The sequence below is a fragment of the Pseudomonas sp. NFPP04 genome (genome assembly GCF_900113815.1).
GTDB lineage: Bacteria > Pseudomonadota > Gammaproteobacteria > Pseudomonadales > Pseudomonadaceae > Aquipseudomonas > Aquipseudomonas extremorientalis.
In genome coordinates, this window is record NZ_FOQS01000012.1 from 69,413 (window position 1) to 87,895 (window position 18,483).

Sequence of the window (18,483 nt, forward strand, 5' to 3'; positions counted from 1 at the left end):
CGAATCCTCTCTTGGACGTCGGCAAATAAGGCCTGGGAATAAGGGTATTCCCAGGCCTTTTAACCAGCTGAATCGCTTAAGTCTGCCGTTCCGTTCTACAGCAATTGCCTACCAGAGTGGAACGACATAACTCACATAGAAGCGGTTTTCATCTTGCACGGTAGCACCGCTGATGTCCGGGCTGGCATGGGCGTTTTTCCAGGTGACACCCAGGCCTTTGAGGGTGCCGGTAGGCACTTGATACGCCACGGCGACGTTACGTTCCCATTCGCTGGTAGTGCCTTGCGCCGTGCGGATGTCATCGCCGTGGGCATAGGCGGCGGAGAACGTCAGGCCCGTGAGGCCAAGCTTACCGAAGTCATACTTGTACTGCGCAAGCCAAGTGCGCTCACCGGCGTGTTGAAATTTATTCAACTGCATGTTGGTCAGCGCCGGCGTGTCGGCGCCTGAGCCTGGGCCCTGGCGGTTGTCGCCGCTGTTCAGGCCGGAATCCAGGTAGGGGAAGTCGCTGTCGCCGCTGTTCTTCTGGATGCCCAGGCCGACGGTATGACCTTCCAGGCTGTAGCTCTCAAGCAGGCTGGCGGTGGTCTGGTTGATACGCCCCTTGCCCGTGCCGTCACCGTAGAGGCCGGCGGCTGCGTAGTCTTTGTCGCCATCGGCGTTGCCGCCCACGCCCAGGCTGCGGAACACCCGCAAGTCGGTGTCGATCGCGCCCACGGACAAGGCGTCATGCCGCTTGGCGCCGAGGAAGAACTGCTGGTAGTAATCCTCAAGGTTGGAGTACCACAGGCTGACCGTGGTGTTCTGGATGCCAGTGTAGTCCGCACCGCCGAACAGGAAGCGATCGCTCTCTTTGGTGCCACCGGCGGTGATCATGCCCTGGTCGCCGGTTTCGTTGCGGATCTTGGTCTTGAAGATATCGCCGCCGGTGAAGGTGAAGTCACTGAGGTCCTTGGACACCAGCTGCACACCCGTGTTGGTCTGCTGGTAAAGGCGCCCGTCGGTGTTGGCCAGCACCGGGTTGTTGCCGTAGAGCGTACCCAAGCGCAATTCATCCTTGGCGAAACGCATCTTGAACGTCGGGCTCAACACACCGAACTGGTCGGCGGACTTGCCGTTGTCCAGCGGGAACATGCTGCCCGGGTAGCGGCCCTGGTGATCCTTGTCGTTGAGGTCGCCGCCAGAGTCCAGCTTCAACCCATAGAACGCCTGCAGGTCCAGGCCAAACCCCACCGGGCCTTCGGTGTAGCCGGACTTGAAGTTGAACTCGAAACCCTGGCCCCAATCGCGAATGCTGTGGGCCTTGGCGTTGCTGTTCACCACGTCACGCCCCTGCTGGTTGAGGTAGCGGTTGAGCAGGGTCACATCGGCGTGGCTGTCATCGATAAAATCGGCATGGGCGGACAGCATAAAGCTCGCCATGGCGGCACCCACCATAGGGCTTATCAACGTCTTCATTGGTACCGGTCTCCGTCACTGTTCTGAAATGAAAGCGTCAAACGCTTCACACAATTACGCAGTGACCAGATGACAGTTACGCGTCAAACCGTGGCGTGAACGGATGAAATTAAATTTAAGAAACCCTTCTATTACGCGGCTTAGCGGGCATTTTCGAAGACTTCGGCAAGCCAGTCGACGAACACCCGCACCCTCGGCGACAAGTGCCGGTTCTGCGGATACAACACCGACACCGGCATCGACGGCGGCGGTGTGTCAGGAAGGATTTCACGCATCACGCCCTGCTCGATCAATTCGGCCATGCGGTAGTGCGGGCACTGGATAATGCCCAATCCCGCCACTGCGCTGGCGGAATAAATCTCGGCGCCGAACACCGACAGCGCACCCTGGATACTCACTTCCTGCAGCTCGCCGTCCACCATGAACTCGAAGGGAAACAGTTTGGCCGTGGTGCGCGAAACATAGTTCACCGCGCGGTGCTCACTCAGCTCGGCCAGGCTCTTGGGTTCGCCGTATTTACGCAAGTACGCAGGGCTTGCGCAGGTGACCTGGCGCAGGTTGGCGACGCGTCGGCCGATCAGCGCGGAGTCACCCAGGGCGCCTGCGCGCAGCACGCAATCCACGCCTTCGGCGATCAGGTCGACAAAGCGATCCGCCTCGCTGATCGACAGCTCGATCTCCGGGTAACGCGCCATGAATTGCGGCAGTGCCGGCACCACAAAATACTTGGCCAGCGTACCGTGCAAATCCACGCGCAAACGGCCCTTGGGCGCCACGCTGCGAAATGCCAGTTCGGCCTCTTCCAGCTGCGCCAGCAACTGCAAACAGCGTTGGTAATACGCCTCGCCATCCAGGGTCGGGCGCACCCGGCGGGTGCTGCGTTCCAGCAGGCGCGTGCCCAGCCACGCTTCGAACTGGTTGAGGGTGTGGGTCAGGGTCGCCCGGGGCAGATTCAGGTCATCGGCCGCCAGCGTGAAGCTGGAACGCTCGTAAATCCGCACGAAAACCTTCATGGCCTTGACTTGATCCACGCTGCACTCCGTCGCGCCGATTGTTGGCGATTATTGAACAGTCAAGGCAACTCTGGCGCATTTATCGCCCTGGGTAAACATGTGAACCTGCTTCCACCTACCGTTAAAGGAACCCAGATCATGACGACTCAAGTAGCAATCATCACCGGCGCTTCCCGTGGCATCGGCGCCGTCATTGCCAAGCAACTCGCCGCCGACGGTTACGCCGTGGCCATCAACTACGCCAGCAGTGCCACCGAGGCGTCGAAACTGGTGGTGGAACTGCGCCAGGCCGGTCACCGGGCCATAGCGATTCAAGGCGACGTCGCCAACCCCGCCGACATCACGCGCCTGTTCGACCAGGCCGAGGCACAGTTGGGCAAGGTCGACGTACTGATCAACAACGCCGGCATCCTCAAGACCCTGCCCCTGGCCCAGCACAGCGATGAGCTCTACAACCAGAACTTCGATATCCACACCCGTGGCACCTTCAACGCCCTGCGTGAAGCCGCCACGCGCCTGAACGACGGCGGGCGCATCGTCAACTTTTCCAGCAGTACCGTCGGCCTCAACTTCCCCGGCTACGCGGTGTACATCGCCAGCAAGGCGGCGGTGGAATCCCTGACTCAAGTGTTCGCTAAAGAGATGCGCGGGCGCCGGATTACCGTCAACGCGGTGGCGCCAGGCCCGGTCGCCACCGAACTGTTCCTTCACGGCAAGACCGAAGAACAGATCCACGGCATGGCCAAGATGCCGCCGCTGGAACGCCTGGGCCAACCGGAAGATGTCGCCCGCGTGGTGGCGTTTCTGGTGAGCCCGGCCGGTGGCTGGGTGAATGGGCAAATCCTGCGCGCCAATGGCGGGCTGGTCTGAGTCGTACATCTGGGCCAGCGATGTTCACTTTGTGGAGTTCTTTCATGCCAACCTTATCGATCCCCGCACTCGCCCCGCTTTACCGCTTTGCCGAACCCCTTGCCTACGCGCTGCTGCGCGCAGGTTTCGGGGTAATCATGCTCACCCACGGCCTGCCCAAATTGCTGGGCCGTGCACATGGTTCGATGGCCGATCCGATGGCGGCATCCATCAACCTGATCGAGAATCGCCTGCACCTGCCGCAGCCGGAGTTGATCGGCCTGCTGGTCGCGTTGTTGGAAGCGGTGGGCGGGTTGCTGTTGATCCTCGGCCTGGGCACACGGCTGGTCGCGGCCATGATGACCGTGCAGATGCTGACCATTGCTTACTTATTGGGGCCGACGTGGGCATGGATCGACCGGGGCATCGAGTACCCGGTACTGATGGCGCTGCTAGCGTTGTACCTGGTGTTTCGCGGTGCAGGCCGTTACTCCCTGGACAATGCGTTGGGCAAGGGGTAGTCACTGCCGGCCAGCCCAGGTGTCAGAGCTGGTGATCGGCAGTGGCGTGTCCGGCGCGCCGTGAGTGGCACTGGCCCTGTACATCAGGGCCTGAACCTCAACGCACCAAGTGCAGGAACTGCAGGTGCCGTTCGTACTGGTCGAGGATGTCGTTGATGATCTGCTCCTTGGTGTAGCCCACCAGGTCGTAGTCCTGGCTGCCCTCGGCCAAGTGCACTTCCGCGCGGTAGTAGCGGCGGTTGTTGATCTCCTTGGAGCCCATGCCGCCACGGGCGAACGACGGCGTGAAGTAGCCGCGCATCTGCACCTGGTAGACGAAGGGATGTTCCTCGCCATGGCCGATTTCCAGGCTGACGCTGTCGTTGGAAGGGTCGGGCTGGGTGACCACACTCAGGCCCTTCTCGACGAACACCGCCGTTACCTCCTCAATCGCCGGACGCACGGTTGATTCCAGGAAGCGATACACCTCATCCCGCGACGGGAAATGCACCGCCTGGCTCAAACGCTGACGCCAGCCGCCTCGGCCCTTGCGCGCCGCCGAAACCGGCGCCAGCGAATGCAACTGGGCGATCTGCTTTTGCGACTCCAGGTAGAACGCCTTGTGCAGCCCCCACATCATCAGCAGCAGGATCATCGAGAACGGCAGCGAGGTCAGTACTACCGCTGACTTGAGCGAATCAATACTGCCGGCGAACAGCAAGGCGCTGGTGACCAGCGCGGTCATCGCCCCCCAAAACACACGCAGCCATTTCGGTCCGTCTTCATCGGCGTTGCCGCCCTTGGACGACAGGGTCGACAGCACCACGGTGCCGGAGTCGGCCGAGGTGACGAAGAACACGAAGCTGATAAACACCGTGACCGCGATGACGGCTTTGCTCCAGGGGTAGGTTTCCAGCAGCAGGTAGAGGCTCATCGACGGATCATCGATGGCCGACTGGCCGAGCGCGGCCATGCCGTGGTTGAGCACCTGGTCGATGGCGCTGTTGCCGAAGATCGACATCCAGGCCAGGGTGAAACCCAGCGGGATCAGCAGCACGCCGAACACGAATTCGCGGATGGTACGACCACGGGAAATCCGTGCGATAAACAGGCCCACGAACGGCGACCATGCGATCCACCAGGCCCAGTAGAACACGGTCCAGCCACCCAGCCAGTCGCTGGGTTTGTCGTAGGCGTATACGTCGAAACTCTTGGTCGGCAAGGCGCCCAGGTAGTCGCCGATGTTCTGGATCAGGGTGTTAAGCAAATGCTGGGTAGGCCCGGCGAACAACACGAACAGCAGCAGCGCACAGGCCAGCAGCATGTTGATGTCGGACATCACCCGCACGCCCTTGTCGACGCCGGCCACAGCGACCAGGATCGCGGCTCCCATCATCAGCGTGATGAGACCGACCTGGATCCACTGGGTATGGGCAATGCCAAACAGATAATCGAGACCGGAGTTGAGGTGCAGCACCCCAAAACCCATATCCGCGCCGAGGCCGAACACCGTGGCGATAATGCCAAAGCCATCCACCGCGTAACCGATGGGGCCATTGATGCGTTTGCCAATCAGCGGGTACAGCGCCGAGCGCAACGCCAGCGGCAGGTTATGCCGGTAGGCAAAGTACGCCAGGGCCATGCCCACAAACGCGAACACGCCCCAGCCATGCAGGCCCCAGTGCAGAAACAGGATCTGCATGGCCTGGCGCGCAGCGTCGGCGTTCATCGGCGCGCCCTGCGGCGGTTGCACCAGGTGCGTCAGCGGCTCGGAGACGCAGAAGAAGAACAGCGTGATGCTGATCCCGGCGGCGAACAGCATGCCGGCCCAGGACAGGTAACTGAATTCGGGCTCGTCGTGGTCGGCACCGAGTTTTATCTTGCCGTAGCCCGATAGCGCGGTGACCACCACGAAGACCAGATACAGGGTCATCGCCAGCATGTAGTACCAGCCGACCGTGTTGGCCGCCCAGTTTTGCGCCGCCAGCAGCCAGGCACCGGCCTGTTGCGGGATAGCGATGACGGTGATGCCGAACAGCAGGATAAACGTCGCGGCAAAGTAGAAGACCGGCGCATTCATGCGCACCAGGCCGCTGGATGGGGTGGACGATGCACTCATGAACGATGCACCCCAAGGATGAGGGATATGGCTGTGAAAAACGGACTCAGCAAAGGTAAGCCTCCTGTTGTGAGCGGGCAGCGAACCACCGGGTTTAACTTGAACGAGCATTCAAGTTAAACATGGATAGGCGGTCTGGGACTAATCGCAGGGCTGAGTGGTAGGTGATTCCTACACAAGCTCAAGGAAAGGTATGACGGATCGCGCTGAAAAACGTTCAGCACGCCTTTCAATATGTGCAGCCTGTCTCCTGTTGCATTCACCACAATCGAATGACCACTGCCCACCTGAGGTCATTCAGTCATGCCAGAGACATTGAAGCATTTTGATTTTATCCGGCAACAATTGCCGCCATGGTTGCGGAGCACGTCACTGCAACGTTTTGCGGCGTTGAAAAAACAGCGCCCAGACTTCACGGAACTCTATCGCAATGCCCCTGGCTCGGAGCAGCGCCTGCCCTTCAAGCACGCCCTGGACACCCACTGGGCCAGCCAGAACGCACTGGACACGCTATTCGAGAAACTCACCGACATTAAGGCCTTCGCCGAGCCCTTGCTGAAAAATGCCCTGCGTGACTACGGCGCTATTGATGTGTCGAATACTTCGATCCGTCTATACGCGCCGGCCACATTGCCCTGGTGGACGTTCGGGACGCACCCGGGTGTCTCCGTCCGGACAACGACGCTGCTCGACGCCGCCTTGCACAACTTTTCAGCTTCGGAAACCTTTGTCGATTACGCTTTCCTTGCGGCAGAGGATGCCCGTGGGCAGCGTGAGATACTCACGTTCAAACACAGGGTGACAGGTCAACCCCTCACCGCCGACCATTTCAAAACCTTGTGCCGAAACCTGGATATCGGTGCGCGCTATATGCAAAACCTCACCCTGACAGTGGGGTTCGGCAATGCCTCGGTCGCCACCTCCTTCCGACAAAAAGTCATCCACAACCTGAAAGCCGCCCTCAACAGTGCCGCTCACGTGGCGCTCGCCAAAAAAGACATCACCGAAGACAGTTACACCCTCATTCAGTCGCTGCTCCAAAGAGACGGCCCGCTTCAACTGGGCGGGCAAACGATGGACGTCTACGCGCTGAGCCTGCTGGATACACGCCTGCCGGGCATTTTCATCATCGCCCCCGCACGGTTGGACGCAGCGCTTCATAAAATCCTGGTCTATATCCCTGATGACCCCGCCCACCCTCTCAAGGACTACAGCTCGGCCCCGGCCTTCGTCAAAGAGTTGACCGGCCAACTGCGTGACCGCACGCCTCGCGACGACCCATCCCGCCCCAGCTACCAGCAGTTCTTCAGCCAGTTCGTGGCCCATCAGGAACGTGGGCGCTTTTTTTACCAACTCAATCAGTTGCTTTCCACTGTGCGCTGGCACGACAGAGAACCTGGGGACAGCCGCCCCAACTGGCGCCCAGAGCCGGTAGAAACCCCCAACCTGCAATTTCGCACCCTGGCTGTTCGTGACGATATTCAAAACCGTGGCGACGATCCGGGCCAGGATGATCTCTGGCACTACCTCTACCGCGTCAAACTGAACAAATGCGTGAACGATGCCCGAGAGATTGCCATCTCCACAGCCTACGCCGACCGCATGGCGCGCTGGAAGTGGTGGGACAACCTGGAAAAAATGCTCTCGGACATTTTCAATGCCGCGCTCCTGGTCATCACTCCGTTCGTTCCCTTGCTGGGGGAGTTGATGTTGGCCTACACCACCTACCAGATGCTCGACGATGTATTTGAAGGCATCGTCGATTGGGCCGAAGGCTTGCAGCGCGAAGCGGCAGAACATCTGCTCTCGATCGCAGAGAACACGCTGCAGCTCGCGCTGTTCGAAGCGGGAGGTAAAGTGGGTGAAATTGCCAAGGTGAAACTGTCCACGTTTGTCGAGCAACTCCAACCCGTACAGACACCTTCCGCGCAGACGCGCCTCTGGGCCCCTGACCTCGCGCCTTACCAACATACCAACCTGCGCCTGCCCGAGACCTCCATTGCGCACGAAAATGGCCTTCACCACCATCAGGGCAAGCAGATTGTGAAAGTGGAAAACCACCACTATGAAGTCCGCAAGGACCCTGTCACCCAAACGTACACCCTTGCCCATCCCAAACGCCCCAGTGCCTACCAGCCTCCCGTGGCGCTCAATGGCAGCGGCGCTTGCGTGCTGGCCGGTGAACAGCCAAGGACCTGGAACAATGCTCGCCTGCTGAGACGCCTCGGGCCACAGACAAACGGTCTGACGGTCGGTGAACTGGAGCAGGTACGGCAGATAAGCGGTGTCGCGTTCGGGGATTTACGCCATATGTACGCCAACAACGAACCCACCCCGCCCTTGCTGGCCGATACCCTCAAACGCTTTGACAGTGAGAAGCGCATCAGAGAGGCCGAAGACGCCATCCGTACAGGCCAGCCCCTTGACCCGTCATCGGACTGGTTCGAACAAATGGTCACCGAACTTGAGGGCTGGCCTCGTGACAAAGCCTTGCTGGTGTACCCGCATAGCGATTTATCAGGCACGCCCCGTCGCTATGGCAATGCACAAGCAACAGGCGCCGATGCCCTGAGCCTGAGCATCGCCGATGTCATGTCCGGCCGGCTGGCGGAAAAAGTCGTGGACTACCTGGATGAACCACAACTGACCCAGTTACTCGGCAAACAGTTGCCTGAGAATGAGCGCGTACAGGCGCTGCGTGAACGGCTGGCCGAGTATGTCGAGCAGCAAAGCGCCTCCCTCGCCCACAGCGACTACTCCCGCCAGGAGGCCAGCGACGAGCCCTCTATCCAATTGCTGCGCAGCCAGTACCCTGACCTCCCCCTGAGTATCGCTCAGAGCCTGGTTCGCCATACCCGTCGTCGCCACCTGAGCATTATGAGTGAAAAGAAACGCCTTCCATTGGAGGTAAAAAACCAAGCGCGTGAGCTGGATTTCGAAGTCCGCAGTACGCGCATGTTCGAACAGCTTGTCCAGGGTACCCCGCCCTCGACACACACCGAAAACCTGGCACTCAATACCCTCAGAATTCACTCAGACAGTTTTGCGAATCTGCGTATCCAGGTGCGTGAGCGAACCCCTACCGGCGACCTGAGAACCCAGGTCGGCGCAGAGGATGCCGCACACCTCAAGATCCTGGTGCGTAACCGAACAGGCCAGTACCGAGTGTTCAACGCCGAAGGCAAGCTGATACACGGCGCAACTGACTTCTACAATGCTGTATTCCAGGCATTGCCGCCCGAAAGCCCCTTGCGCGATAGCGACACACTGCGCACATGGCTGATTGAAAAAAACAAAGCGCCCACCGAACGGCGCTTGGCCCTCGCCGAGGCGCCTATCCCCACCCATCCTGAACGTGAAACACTGATCCTGCTCGGTGGCGGCAACAGCATGAGCCGCGTGGTCGATGTCGAGGTAAATCCCGTTACGGTGCAGGGGGATATCAAACACTGGCTGCCGGGGATGTCCGAGCAAGGCGTGAAACGCTTCGCTGAAAAAGCCGAGAGTGAAGAGGGGCGATTACAACTGGAAAACCTGAAAGCCGAAGGCAAAGCCTTAGACAAGGCGCTACACACCTATTTGCAAGACAGTACCCGATTTCCTTATCGCAACTCGCTGGAAGAGGTGCTTGCCAGGAAGGCATTTACCAGGAAGTTGAAAGAAGCCTGGCGCGAGGGGTACACAAAACTGCACGACGAGTTCAATACGGCAGGCAACGACGTGTACTTGGACCTGAGCGATACAGTGCTGCCGACTGAACTGCCCGTGCTGCCCTTTGAGTTGGGATTGGTCACGCACTTGCATATGAATGGCAGTGGGTTTGCCGCTGAACATACGCCATTCCTGGCGCATTTCCCAAAACTGAAGGCGCTTGATTTAGCGGATAACCGTCTGGTCACGCTGCCCGAGGCCATTGGAAACATGCGCTCGCTCAAAGCCCTTGACGTGAGCAACAACGCTATTGCCTTGGACAACACCGCTGTCCAGCAGTTGAAAAAACTGCGGCGGTTGCAGGGGCTGGATCTTTCAAAAAACCCTCTGGGACGGGTACCGGATATTAGTCACATGCGCGACCTGAGGGCGCTGGACCTGTCCCACACAGGGATCAGCGAATGGCCCGCGGGTCTCTTTGCGCACGAGCGAGACGCGTCTTTTGACCTGTACCTTCGCGGCAACCCCGTTACCACAATTCCAGAGGTCGCCAGGGAGTCCGCAGAGGCATTTACCGTGGCTAACACCTGGCTGGACCGCGCAACCCTCACGCCTGAAGCCAGGGCCCTTTGGGACGAGCACAAAACTGACTTTGGGTTGGACCCTTATCGCACTTACCCGCCCAAGGGCGATGCTGACTTTTGGGTGGATGACCTGGACGATGAAAACCAGATACGTTTTGCCAATGTCTGGTTTGACTTGGAAAATGAAGAAGGCTCCCAGGGTTTTTTCGAGGTCATCAAGAAACTGGAGCAACCCGAGGCTTTCGAGGACCCGATGGACCAGATGCGTTACGAACAAAACCGAAGAATCCTGACCGATCAGGTGCGGCATATGCTGTTGAGCATGCACGAAGACACGATGCTGCGTCAGGAGCTGTTCAAAATGTCGAGCTTCCCGGGGCTGTGCCCGGACGCAAGCCGCCAGATATTCACCGAAATGGGGATTCAGGTCACCGCCACCACGGCCAGGCGATACAGTCGAACGCAAGCTGAACATGAAGAGACAATCACCCGTCTAGCCCAAGGCGCCGCGAGGCTCAAGATGGTGAACGATGTCGCCCGGGCGGACATCGCCAACCGTCTCAAACCTGCCAATCAAGGTGGCCAGGGACTGCGACTGTCCACCCAGGTTGTTGATGGACAGCCCGGCAGCGTCGACGAGGTGGAGGTTTACCTGGCCTACCAGACACGCCTGTCGAAAAGCCTCAACCTGCCCTGGGTCAGCGACAGCATGACGTATCGAAACACCGCCGATGTGCCCGAGTCTTCCATCATCCATGCGGGCAAAGCCGTGAAAGACTTGAGTGAAGGCGACGGACTGGTGAACCGCATGTTGCAGGAACCCTACTGGGAGCCCTTCCTGAAGGAACGCTACGCAAAAGACTACGCAGCCAACGAAGAAAACACGGTTCAACAGTTGGAAAGCCTGGAGCAACTGGATACCGAACAAAAAGCGTTTGCCCAGGCGCAGGGTCTGAACGAGCAGGAGAAAACGCAAAAACGCGAGGCACTGAAGTCCCGGATCGAACAGTTACAGATCGAGGACCGAGTCGTCCCGGACCAGGTCATGTCCGAGGACCTGTACAACCAGCTCTACAATGACCTGTCGGAACGTCGCATGGAGTGGCTGCGCGAACAGACCCACCTGTCACTGGAGCGGCTTGAACGCTGACATGCTCACTTCTGCGTGCCGTCATCATGCTGCAGGTTCGCCTGGGTGATATTCGCCCCCGCCGGCACGCTGCGGGTCAGCCACACGTTGCCGCCAATGGTCGAGCCCTTGCCGATGGTGATGCGCCCCAGGATGGTCGCCCCGGCGTAGATCACCACATCGTCCTCGACAATCGGATGACGCGGATGGCCCTTCTGCAACTGCCCGTCCTCATCCGCCGGGAAGCGCTTGGCGCCCAGGGTCACGGCCTGGTAGATGCGCACGCGCTCGCCGATGATCGCGGTTTCGCCGATCACCACGCCGGTCCCGTGGTCGATAAAAAAACTCGGGCCGATCTGTGCGCCGGGGTGGATGTCGATGCCGGTGGCCGAGTGGGCGATCTCGGCGCTGATGCGCGCCAACAGCGGCAGGCCGGCGCGGTACAGGTGGTGGGCCAGGCGATGGTGAATCACCGCCAGGATGCCGGGGTAGCACAGCAACACTTCATCCACACTGCGAGCGGCCGGGTCGCCGTGGTAGGCGGCCAGTACGTCGGTGTCCAGCAGGCTGCGCAGGGACGGCAAGGCCAGGGCGAAATCCTGGATCAGGCGGATGGCGTGGGCATTAACGGCGCTGTCGTCCTCGCCGCTCTGGCGCGCGGCGTAGCGCAGTTCCAGGCGCGCCTGGCCGAGCAGGGCATTGAGCGCCACATCCAGGGTGTGGCCAACGTAGAAGTCTTCGCTTTCTTCACGCAGGTCCACCGGGCCCAGGCGCATGGGGAACAACGCGCCGCACAACGACTCCAGGATCTGCGCCACCGCTTCACGCGAAGGCAACTCGCGGCCACCATGCTCACCGCTCAAACGGCCATTGCGCGTTCGCCACTGGTCCCGGGCGCCGCGCAACTGGCTGACGATGGTTTGTAATTGCCAATGACTGGAACGCTCACTCACGGTTTTCACTCCTGACGTAATGGCACTCACTTTACGGTATGCACCCTGGCCGCCCTTAAGAACCAATGGTGCAATGCTAAGAACCTTCCGGAATAAGCGATTGGCGGTTGCCCGATGAAAAGTGCCTGCCTATAGTCGCCCCATCCTCATCAACCGTGCGTAGCCATGATCAAACAACAGCTCGACCGTTTTAACCGCCTGGAACTGCTGGGTGGCGCCACCGCCCTGGAAAAACTCGAGCGGCTGTCGGCCTGGTCGGGCAGAGACATCTACGTCAAGCGCGACGACACCACACCGCTGGCCATGGGCGGCAACAAGCTGCGCAAACTCGAATACCTGGCCGCCGATGCCATCGCCCAAGGCGCCGACACCCTGGTGACCGCTGGCGCGATCCAGTCCAACCACGTGCGCCAGACCGCCGCGCTGGCCGCCAAGCTCGGCCTGGGCTGCGTCGCGCTGCTGGAGAACCCCACCGGCACCGAAGACCCCAACTACCTGGGCAACGGCAACCGCCTGCTGCTGGACCTGTTCGACGCCAAGGTGGAGCTGGTGGAGAACCTCGACAACGTCGACGACCAACTCAGTGCCGTCGCCGACCGCCTGCGCAGCAACGGCAAGCAGCCATACCTGGTGCCCATCGGCGGCTCCAATGCACTCGGCGCCCTGGGTTACGTGCGCGCCGGGCTGGAGCTGGCCGCGCAGATCGAAGCCAGCGGTATCGAGTTTGCCGCCGTGGTGCTGGCGTCCGGCAGTGCGGGCACCCACAGTGGCCTGGCCCTGGCGTTGAGCGAAGTGCTGCCGCAGTTGCCCGTGATCGGTATCACCGTATCGCGCACCGAAGAAGCACAGTTCCCGAAAGTGCAGGGCCTGGCCGAACGCACCGCCGAATTGTTGGGTGTGGATATTCCCGAGGCCTTCAAGGTGATCCTGTGGGACGAATATTTTGGCCCGCGCTATGGCGAACCGAACGCAGGCACCCTGGCGGCGGTCAAGTTGCTGGCGAGCCAGGAAGGCCTGCTGCTGGACCCGGTCTACACTGGCAAGGCCATGGCCGGCTTGCTGGACGGTATCGGGCGCCAGCGCTTCGAGGATGGCCCGATCATTTTCCTGCATACCGGCGGCGCGCCGGCGTTGTTTGCCTACAACAGCGCCTTTAACTGAATCAATGCGGACTAAATGTGGACCAACATGTGGGAGGGGGCTTGCCCCCGATGACGGAGTGTCAGCCATGACTTCTGTGACTGCTACACCGCTATCGGGGGCAAGCCCCCTCCCACATTAGAACCTCTATATATTTCTTATTGGAATATCAGATTTGATTTATATTATTTTCAAGTCTTAAAAACCGGCTTTATAGTCGCGCCGTAGGCGAAGACGCGCTACGCGCTTTAAGGCAGGATACGACTACTGCGTCACCTGCTTCGCACACCATAAAAACACAGGGGCTCTTCATGACTATTTCTGTATTCCGTCGCACGTTGCTGGTTGGCACTCTGGGCCTGGCACTCGGGGCTGGCCTGATCGGCCAGGCAGTCGCGGGTGAACAACTGGGCAACATCAAAAAAGCCGGCGAGATCAAGATCGGCCTGGAAGGTACTTACCCGCCGTTCAGCTTCGTCGATGAAAGCGGCAAGCTGAGCGGTTTCGAAGTGGAACTGTCCGAAGCCCTGGCCAAGGAGCTGGGCGTGAAGGTCAAGCTGCAAGCGACGCCATGGGACGGCATCCTCGCCGCCCTTGAATCCAAGCGCCTGGACGCCGTGGTCAACCAGGTGACCATCTCCGAAGAGCGTAAAAAGAAATACGACTTTTCCCAGCCTTACACCGTCTCCGGTATCCAGGCGCTGGTCCTGAAGAAAAACGTCGACGCTATCAAGACCGCCGACGACCTAGCCGGCAAGAAAGTCGGCGTGGGCCTGGGCACCAACTACGAACAATGGCTCAAGGACAATCAACCCAAAGCCATCATCAAGACCTACAACGACGACCCGACCAAGTTCCAGGACCTGCGCATCGGCCGTATCGACGCCATCCTGATCGACCGCCTGGCCGCCCTGGAATACGCCAAGAAAGCCCCGGACACCGCTGCAGCCGGCGATGCCTTCTCCCGCCAGGAAGCCGGTATTGCCCTGCGCAAGGGTGAGCCGGAACTGCTTGATGCCGTGAACAAGGCCCTCGACAAACTGCGTGCTGACGGCACCTTGAAGAAGCTGTCCGAGAAGTACTTCAACGCTGACGTCACTCAATAATGGAAGCAGGTTTCCAACTCGCGCTGGACTCCGCGCCCTTCCTGCTCAAGGGCGCGTATTACACGGTGATCCTCAGCCTCGGCGGGATGTTTTTCGGCTTGCTGCTGGGCTTCGGCCTGGCCTTGATGCGCCTGTCCCGCTTCAAGCTGGTGAGTTGGCTCGCCCGAGTCTACGTGTCGTTCTTTCGCGGCACGCCCTTGCTGGTACAGCTGTTTTTGATCTACTACGGCTTGCCGCAAGTGGGCATCGAGCTGGATCCTATCCCGGCAGCCATGATCGGCTTTTCGCTGAACATGGCCGCCTACGCCTGTGAAATCCTGCGTGCCGCCATCGGTTCCATCGAGCGCGGCCAATGGGAAGCCGCCGCCAGTATCGGCATGACCCGCGCGCAAACCCTGCGCCGGGCCATCCTGCCGCAGGCAATGCGCACGGCCTTGCCGCCGCTGGGCAACAGTTTCATTTCGCTGGTCAAGGACACGGCGCTGGCCGCCACCATCCAGGTGCCCGAGCTGTTCCGTCAGGCGCAACTGGTGTCGGCAAGGACCTTCGAAATCTTCACCATGTATCTCTCCGCTGCCCTGATCTACTGGATTTTGGCGAGCATCCTGGCGCACTTGCAAAATCGCCTGGAAGACCGGGTCAACCGGCATGACCTGGAGTCCTGAAGCATGATCGTGGTTGAAAAACTGACCAAACAATTCAACGGTCAGGTGGTGCTCAACGGCATCGACCTGGAGGTCAAGGAAGGCGAAGTCATCGCCATCATCGGCCCCAGCGGTTCCGGCAAGACCACCTTCCTGCGCTGCCTGAATTTCCTCGAACAACCCACCAGCGGCCGCATCAAGGTGGGTGACATCGAGATCGACACCAGCAAGCCGATCAACCAGCAACAAAGCCTGGTGCGACGCCTGCGCCAGCACGTGGGCTTTGTGTTTCAGAACTTCAACCTGTTCCCCCACCGCACCGCGCTGGAAAACGTCATCGAAGGCCCCACCGTGGTCAAGAAGATGCCGCACGATGCCGCGGTCGCACTGGGTCGCAAGCTGTTGGCCAGGGTAGGCCTGGCAGGCAAGGAAGACGCCTACCCACGGCGCCTCTCCGGCGGCCAGCAGCAGCGCGTGGCAATTGCCCGCGCGCTGGCCATGGAGCCGGAGGTGATCCTGTTCGACGAACCCACCTCGGCGCTGGACCCTGAGCTGGTGGGCGAAGTGCTGGCGACCATCCGCAGCCTCGCCGAAGAAAACCGCACCATGGTCATCGTCACCCACGAGATGAGTTTTGCGCGGGATGTGGCCAACCGGGTGATCTTCTTCGACAAGGGTGTGATCGTGGAACAAGGCGAAGCCAAGGCGCTGTTCGCCAACCCCAGGGAAGAGCGCACCAAGCAGTTCCTGAGCAAATTCCTCGCCCACTGATTCCCACCTGCAGGAGCCGGCTTGCCGGCGAAAAACGTCAACGTTAACGCGGTAAATCAGGTTTACCGCGTTGCCTGATCGCTCTTCGCCAGCAAGCCGGCTCCTACAAGGGGAATCCTCGTTCTCGCGGGTAAAACACCCCGCCGCACCTACCTGAATATCCCCGCCCCAGTCAGACCGTTCTGATTATCTCCAAACCCGCCATTTAGCCCTTTGCCGCCATTGACGCCCCTCGGCCAACCCTCTTATCTAGCGCCCAGAGGATTGGATCCTATCCCGGCTATTCACTGAATCGTTTCGTTCGGCCCACCGCGCACACCTGCGCCAAAGGTCCGGAGCGATTGCTGCTGGCTGCATCAAGGAGATGACTTATGACGCGCCCCCTGCTCACCGCCCCGACACTGCCCCAGGCCGTCGGCAATGGCATCAATGCCCTGGCCGCTGCACGCTTGCAGGTTGACATCCCGCCGTATCCCGGCATGGATGAAGGCGACCTGATCGAGCTGTTCTGGAACAACTGTTTCGCCGCTTCACGTCGGATCACCACAGGCAAGATCGGCGAGTTCACTCACCTGCGGGTACCAGAGAGTTTTGTGCTGGAGGGGCCGACGCAGGTGCATTACCAAGTCATGCAGGTCGGCCACGCCCCTGCTCGCTCAGCCGTGAGGCGAGTGCGTGTAAAGACCCTGTGCCCAGGCGGCCAACCCTCGCCCCTTTGCGGTGACGAAAACCAGAACCTCGCCCCCGTGGGCCTGCCCGATATCATCCGCCGCTACGGCGTCAATGCCAGCCAGGTGCGGCGCGGTATTCCCCTGACCATCGAGCCTTACCTGCACATGACCACTGGCGATGCCATCACCTTGCGCTGGGGCGATGTGCGCCTGGATCTGCCGAAGATCCGGGCCAGGGAAGTCGGCCTGGCGGTACAGGTATGGGTACCTTCGACGGTGATTATCGAAGCGGGCGACGACTGTCGGCTGGAAGTGACGTACTGCATTCTTGACCGCGTCGGCAACAATTCACGCTGGGCACCCGCGCGCACCTTGCGCATTGCAGCAGGGGCACCGTCCCGCCCGGCCGGGACCGCGCTGACCTACCAGCCACGAGCGCCGGGATCGCCCTGTGAACCTGGGTGACAGACCTTCTATGCATATTCCCAAAAGTTAGTTTATTTAAATATTTAACACGCTTAGGGTATATACACCGGACCACCGGACATCTCTGATTTTTCTGTTTTTATTTCATTGAATGCGAGGTCGGTATGGTCAGGATTACCCCGGTGCGCAACGCCAGGGCATTACGTGCAGCCAAGGAGCGGCGCTGATGTCTAACTTGGCTCTAACCCCCCCCCAGAATGATCTGGACGTAGCCCCCCTGCTGTTGCCGGCCACCGTGCTGCGCAACGACGCAGAGGCGCTGAAGGCTGCCCATGAGTTGGCCCAGGCGGCTCGCCTGCAAGCCGCCAGGCGCGACCAGCAACGCAAACTGCCGTGGGCGCAGATCGAGCAGTTCACCCGCAGTGGGCTGGGCAGTATTTCCATTCCCCGTGAGTACGGCGGCCCGCAGGTGTCGTTCGTGACCCTGGCCGAGGTGTTCGCGATCATCAGCGCGGCCGACCCGGCCCTCGGGCAGATCCCGCAGAACCATTTCGGCATCCTGCACCTGTTGCAGGGCGCCGCCACCGAGCGCCAGAAAAAACAGCTGTTCCAGAGCGTGCTAGACGGCTGGCGCATCGGCAATGGCGGCCCGGAACGCGGCACCAGGAATACCCTGGAGCTCAAGGCGCGCATCACCGCCAACGGTGACGGTTACGTAATCAGCGGCCAGAAGTTCTATTCCACCGGCGCGCTGTTTGCGCATTGGGTCGCGGTCAAGGCGTTGAACGATGACGGCAAGCAGGTCATGGCGTTCGTGCGCCGAGGCACTGAAGGGCTGCGCATCGTTGACGATTGGTCCGGCTTCGGCCAGCGCACCACCGCCAGCGGCACGGTGCTGCTGGATCGGGTGCCGGTGGAGGCCGAACTGGTCGTGGAAAACTGGCGCATCGGCGAAACTCCGACGATACAGGGCGCCGTCTCGCAATTGATCCAGGCGGCCATCGACGCCGGCATCGCCCGTGGCGCGCTGGATGACACCATCGCGTTCGTACGCGAACGCTCGCGCCCCTGGATCGACGCCAAGGTCGAACGTGCCAGCGATGACCTGTACGTGATCGCCGACATCGGCAAGCTGAAGATCGAACTGCACGCCGCCGAAGCGCTGCTGCGCAAGGCAGGGCAAGTGCTGGACCAGGTCAGCGCCGCGCCCATCACCGCGCAGTCCGCCGCACGGGCCTCCATCGCCGTGGCCGAGGCCAAGGTGCTGACCACCGAAGTGTCGCTGCTGGTCAGCGAAAAGCTCTTCGAACTGGCCGGCAGCCGCGCCACCCTTGCCGAATTCAACCTCGACCGTCACTGGCGCAACGCCCGGGTGCACACGCTGCACGACCCGGTGCGCTGGAAGTATCACGCCATCGGCGCCTATCGCTTGAACGGTACCTTGCCGGCTCGCCATTCCTGGATCTGAC

At 60.5% G+C, this 18,483-nt stretch carries 13 protein-coding genes; 9 read left to right on the top strand and 4 right to left on the bottom strand.

Translation table 11 applies throughout. From position 1 onward, the window contains the following. Positions 1 to 108: 108 nt before the first annotated feature. Positions 109 to 1,437 carry an OprD family outer membrane porin gene (locus BM017_RS22665; protein WP_092248571.1) on the bottom strand — a complete coding sequence of 443 codons (1,329 nt, stop codon included), beginning with the start codon at positions 1,435 to 1,437 and terminating at the stop codon, positions 109 to 111. A 161-nt stretch (positions 1,438 to 1,598) separates the two neighbouring features. Next, positions 1,599 to 2,489 (bottom strand): LysR family transcriptional regulator, encoded by an 891-nt coding sequence (locus tag BM017_RS22670; RefSeq protein WP_071492506.1) that lies wholly within the window; start codon positions 2,487 to 2,489, stop codon positions 1,599 to 1,601. A gap of 120 nt (positions 2,490 to 2,609) precedes the next feature. Between BM017_RS22670 and BM017_RS22675 the strand changes: the two genes are divergently transcribed. Both BM017_RS22675 and BM017_RS22680 read left to right on the top strand, forming a co-directional pair. Then, entirely contained in the window at positions 2,610 to 3,341 is a 732-nt protein-coding gene (locus BM017_RS22675) for an SDR family oxidoreductase (protein ID WP_092248574.1), read from the top strand. 44 nt (positions 3,342 to 3,385) lie between these two features. Continuing rightward, the gene (locus BM017_RS22680) at positions 3,386 to 3,841 is read left to right on the top strand and encodes a DoxX family protein (protein ID WP_256575669.1); all 456 of its coding nucleotides are present in this window, start codon (positions 3,386 to 3,388) and stop codon (positions 3,839 to 3,841) included. Positions 3,842 to 3,938: 97 nt separating this feature from the next. On the opposite strand, the gene betT is transcribed toward BM017_RS22680, so the two are convergent. Then, positions 3,939 to 5,900, bottom strand: a complete 1,962-nt coding sequence (betT, locus tag BM017_RS22685) for a choline transporter BetT (RefSeq protein WP_170856111.1) — start codon at positions 5,898 to 5,900, stop codon at positions 3,939 to 3,941. A 342-nt stretch (positions 5,901 to 6,242) separates the two neighbouring features. Here betT and BM017_RS22690 point away from each other — a divergent pair, with 342 nt between their 5' ends. Beyond that, a complete protein-coding gene (locus BM017_RS22690) occupies positions 6,243 to 11,324 on the top strand; it encodes an NEL-type E3 ubiquitin ligase domain-containing protein (protein WP_092248583.1) in 5,082 nt (1,693 codons plus the stop codon). 5 nt (positions 11,325 to 11,329) lie between these two features. On the opposite strand, the gene epsC is transcribed toward BM017_RS22690, so the two are convergent. Continuing rightward, on the bottom strand, positions 11,330 to 12,256 hold the full coding sequence (epsC, locus tag BM017_RS22695; protein WP_071492510.1) for a serine O-acetyltransferase EpsC: 927 nt from the start codon (positions 12,254 to 12,256) through the stop codon (positions 11,330 to 11,332). A gap of 165 nt (positions 12,257 to 12,421) precedes the next feature. Between epsC and BM017_RS22700 the strand changes: the two genes are divergently transcribed. The 6 genes from BM017_RS22700 to BM017_RS22725 all read left to right on the top strand — a co-directional run bounded on the left by BM017_RS22700 (position 12,422) and on the right by BM017_RS22725 (position 18,482). Then, positions 12,422 to 13,417 carry a D-cysteine desulfhydrase gene (locus BM017_RS22700; protein ID WP_092248586.1) on the top strand — a complete coding sequence of 332 codons (996 nt, stop codon included), beginning with the start codon at positions 12,422 to 12,424 and terminating at the stop codon, positions 13,415 to 13,417. A 290-nt stretch (positions 13,418 to 13,707) separates the two neighbouring features. Further along, positions 13,708 to 14,502 carry a cystine ABC transporter substrate-binding protein gene (gene tcyJ, locus BM017_RS22705; RefSeq protein ID WP_092248589.1) on the top strand — a complete coding sequence of 265 codons (795 nt, stop codon included), beginning with the start codon at positions 13,708 to 13,710 and terminating at the stop codon, positions 14,500 to 14,502. After that, complete coding sequence (gene tcyL / locus BM017_RS22710; RefSeq protein WP_010214112.1) at positions 14,502 to 15,167, top strand: cystine ABC transporter permease; 666 nt, start codon at positions 14,502 to 14,504, stop codon at positions 15,165 to 15,167. The genes tcyJ and tcyL overlap by 1 nt, the downstream gene beginning before the upstream one ends. 3 nt (positions 15,168 to 15,170) lie before the next feature. Beyond that, positions 15,171 to 15,917: an L-cystine ABC transporter ATP-binding protein TcyN gene (gene tcyN / locus BM017_RS22715; RefSeq protein WP_071492513.1), complete on the top strand. Its 747-nt coding sequence runs from the start codon at positions 15,171 to 15,173 to the stop codon at positions 15,915 to 15,917. A 371-nt stretch (positions 15,918 to 16,288) separates the two neighbouring features. Then, on the top strand, positions 16,289 to 17,053 hold the full coding sequence (locus tag BM017_RS22720; RefSeq protein WP_092248592.1) for a hypothetical protein: 765 nt from the start codon (positions 16,289 to 16,291) through the stop codon (positions 17,051 to 17,053). A gap of 187 nt (positions 17,054 to 17,240) precedes the next feature. Next, a complete protein-coding gene (locus BM017_RS22725) occupies positions 17,241 to 18,482 on the top strand; it encodes an SfnB family sulfur acquisition oxidoreductase (protein WP_092248595.1) in 1,242 nt (413 codons plus the stop codon). The last annotated feature ends 1 nt before the right edge of the window (position 18,483 follow it).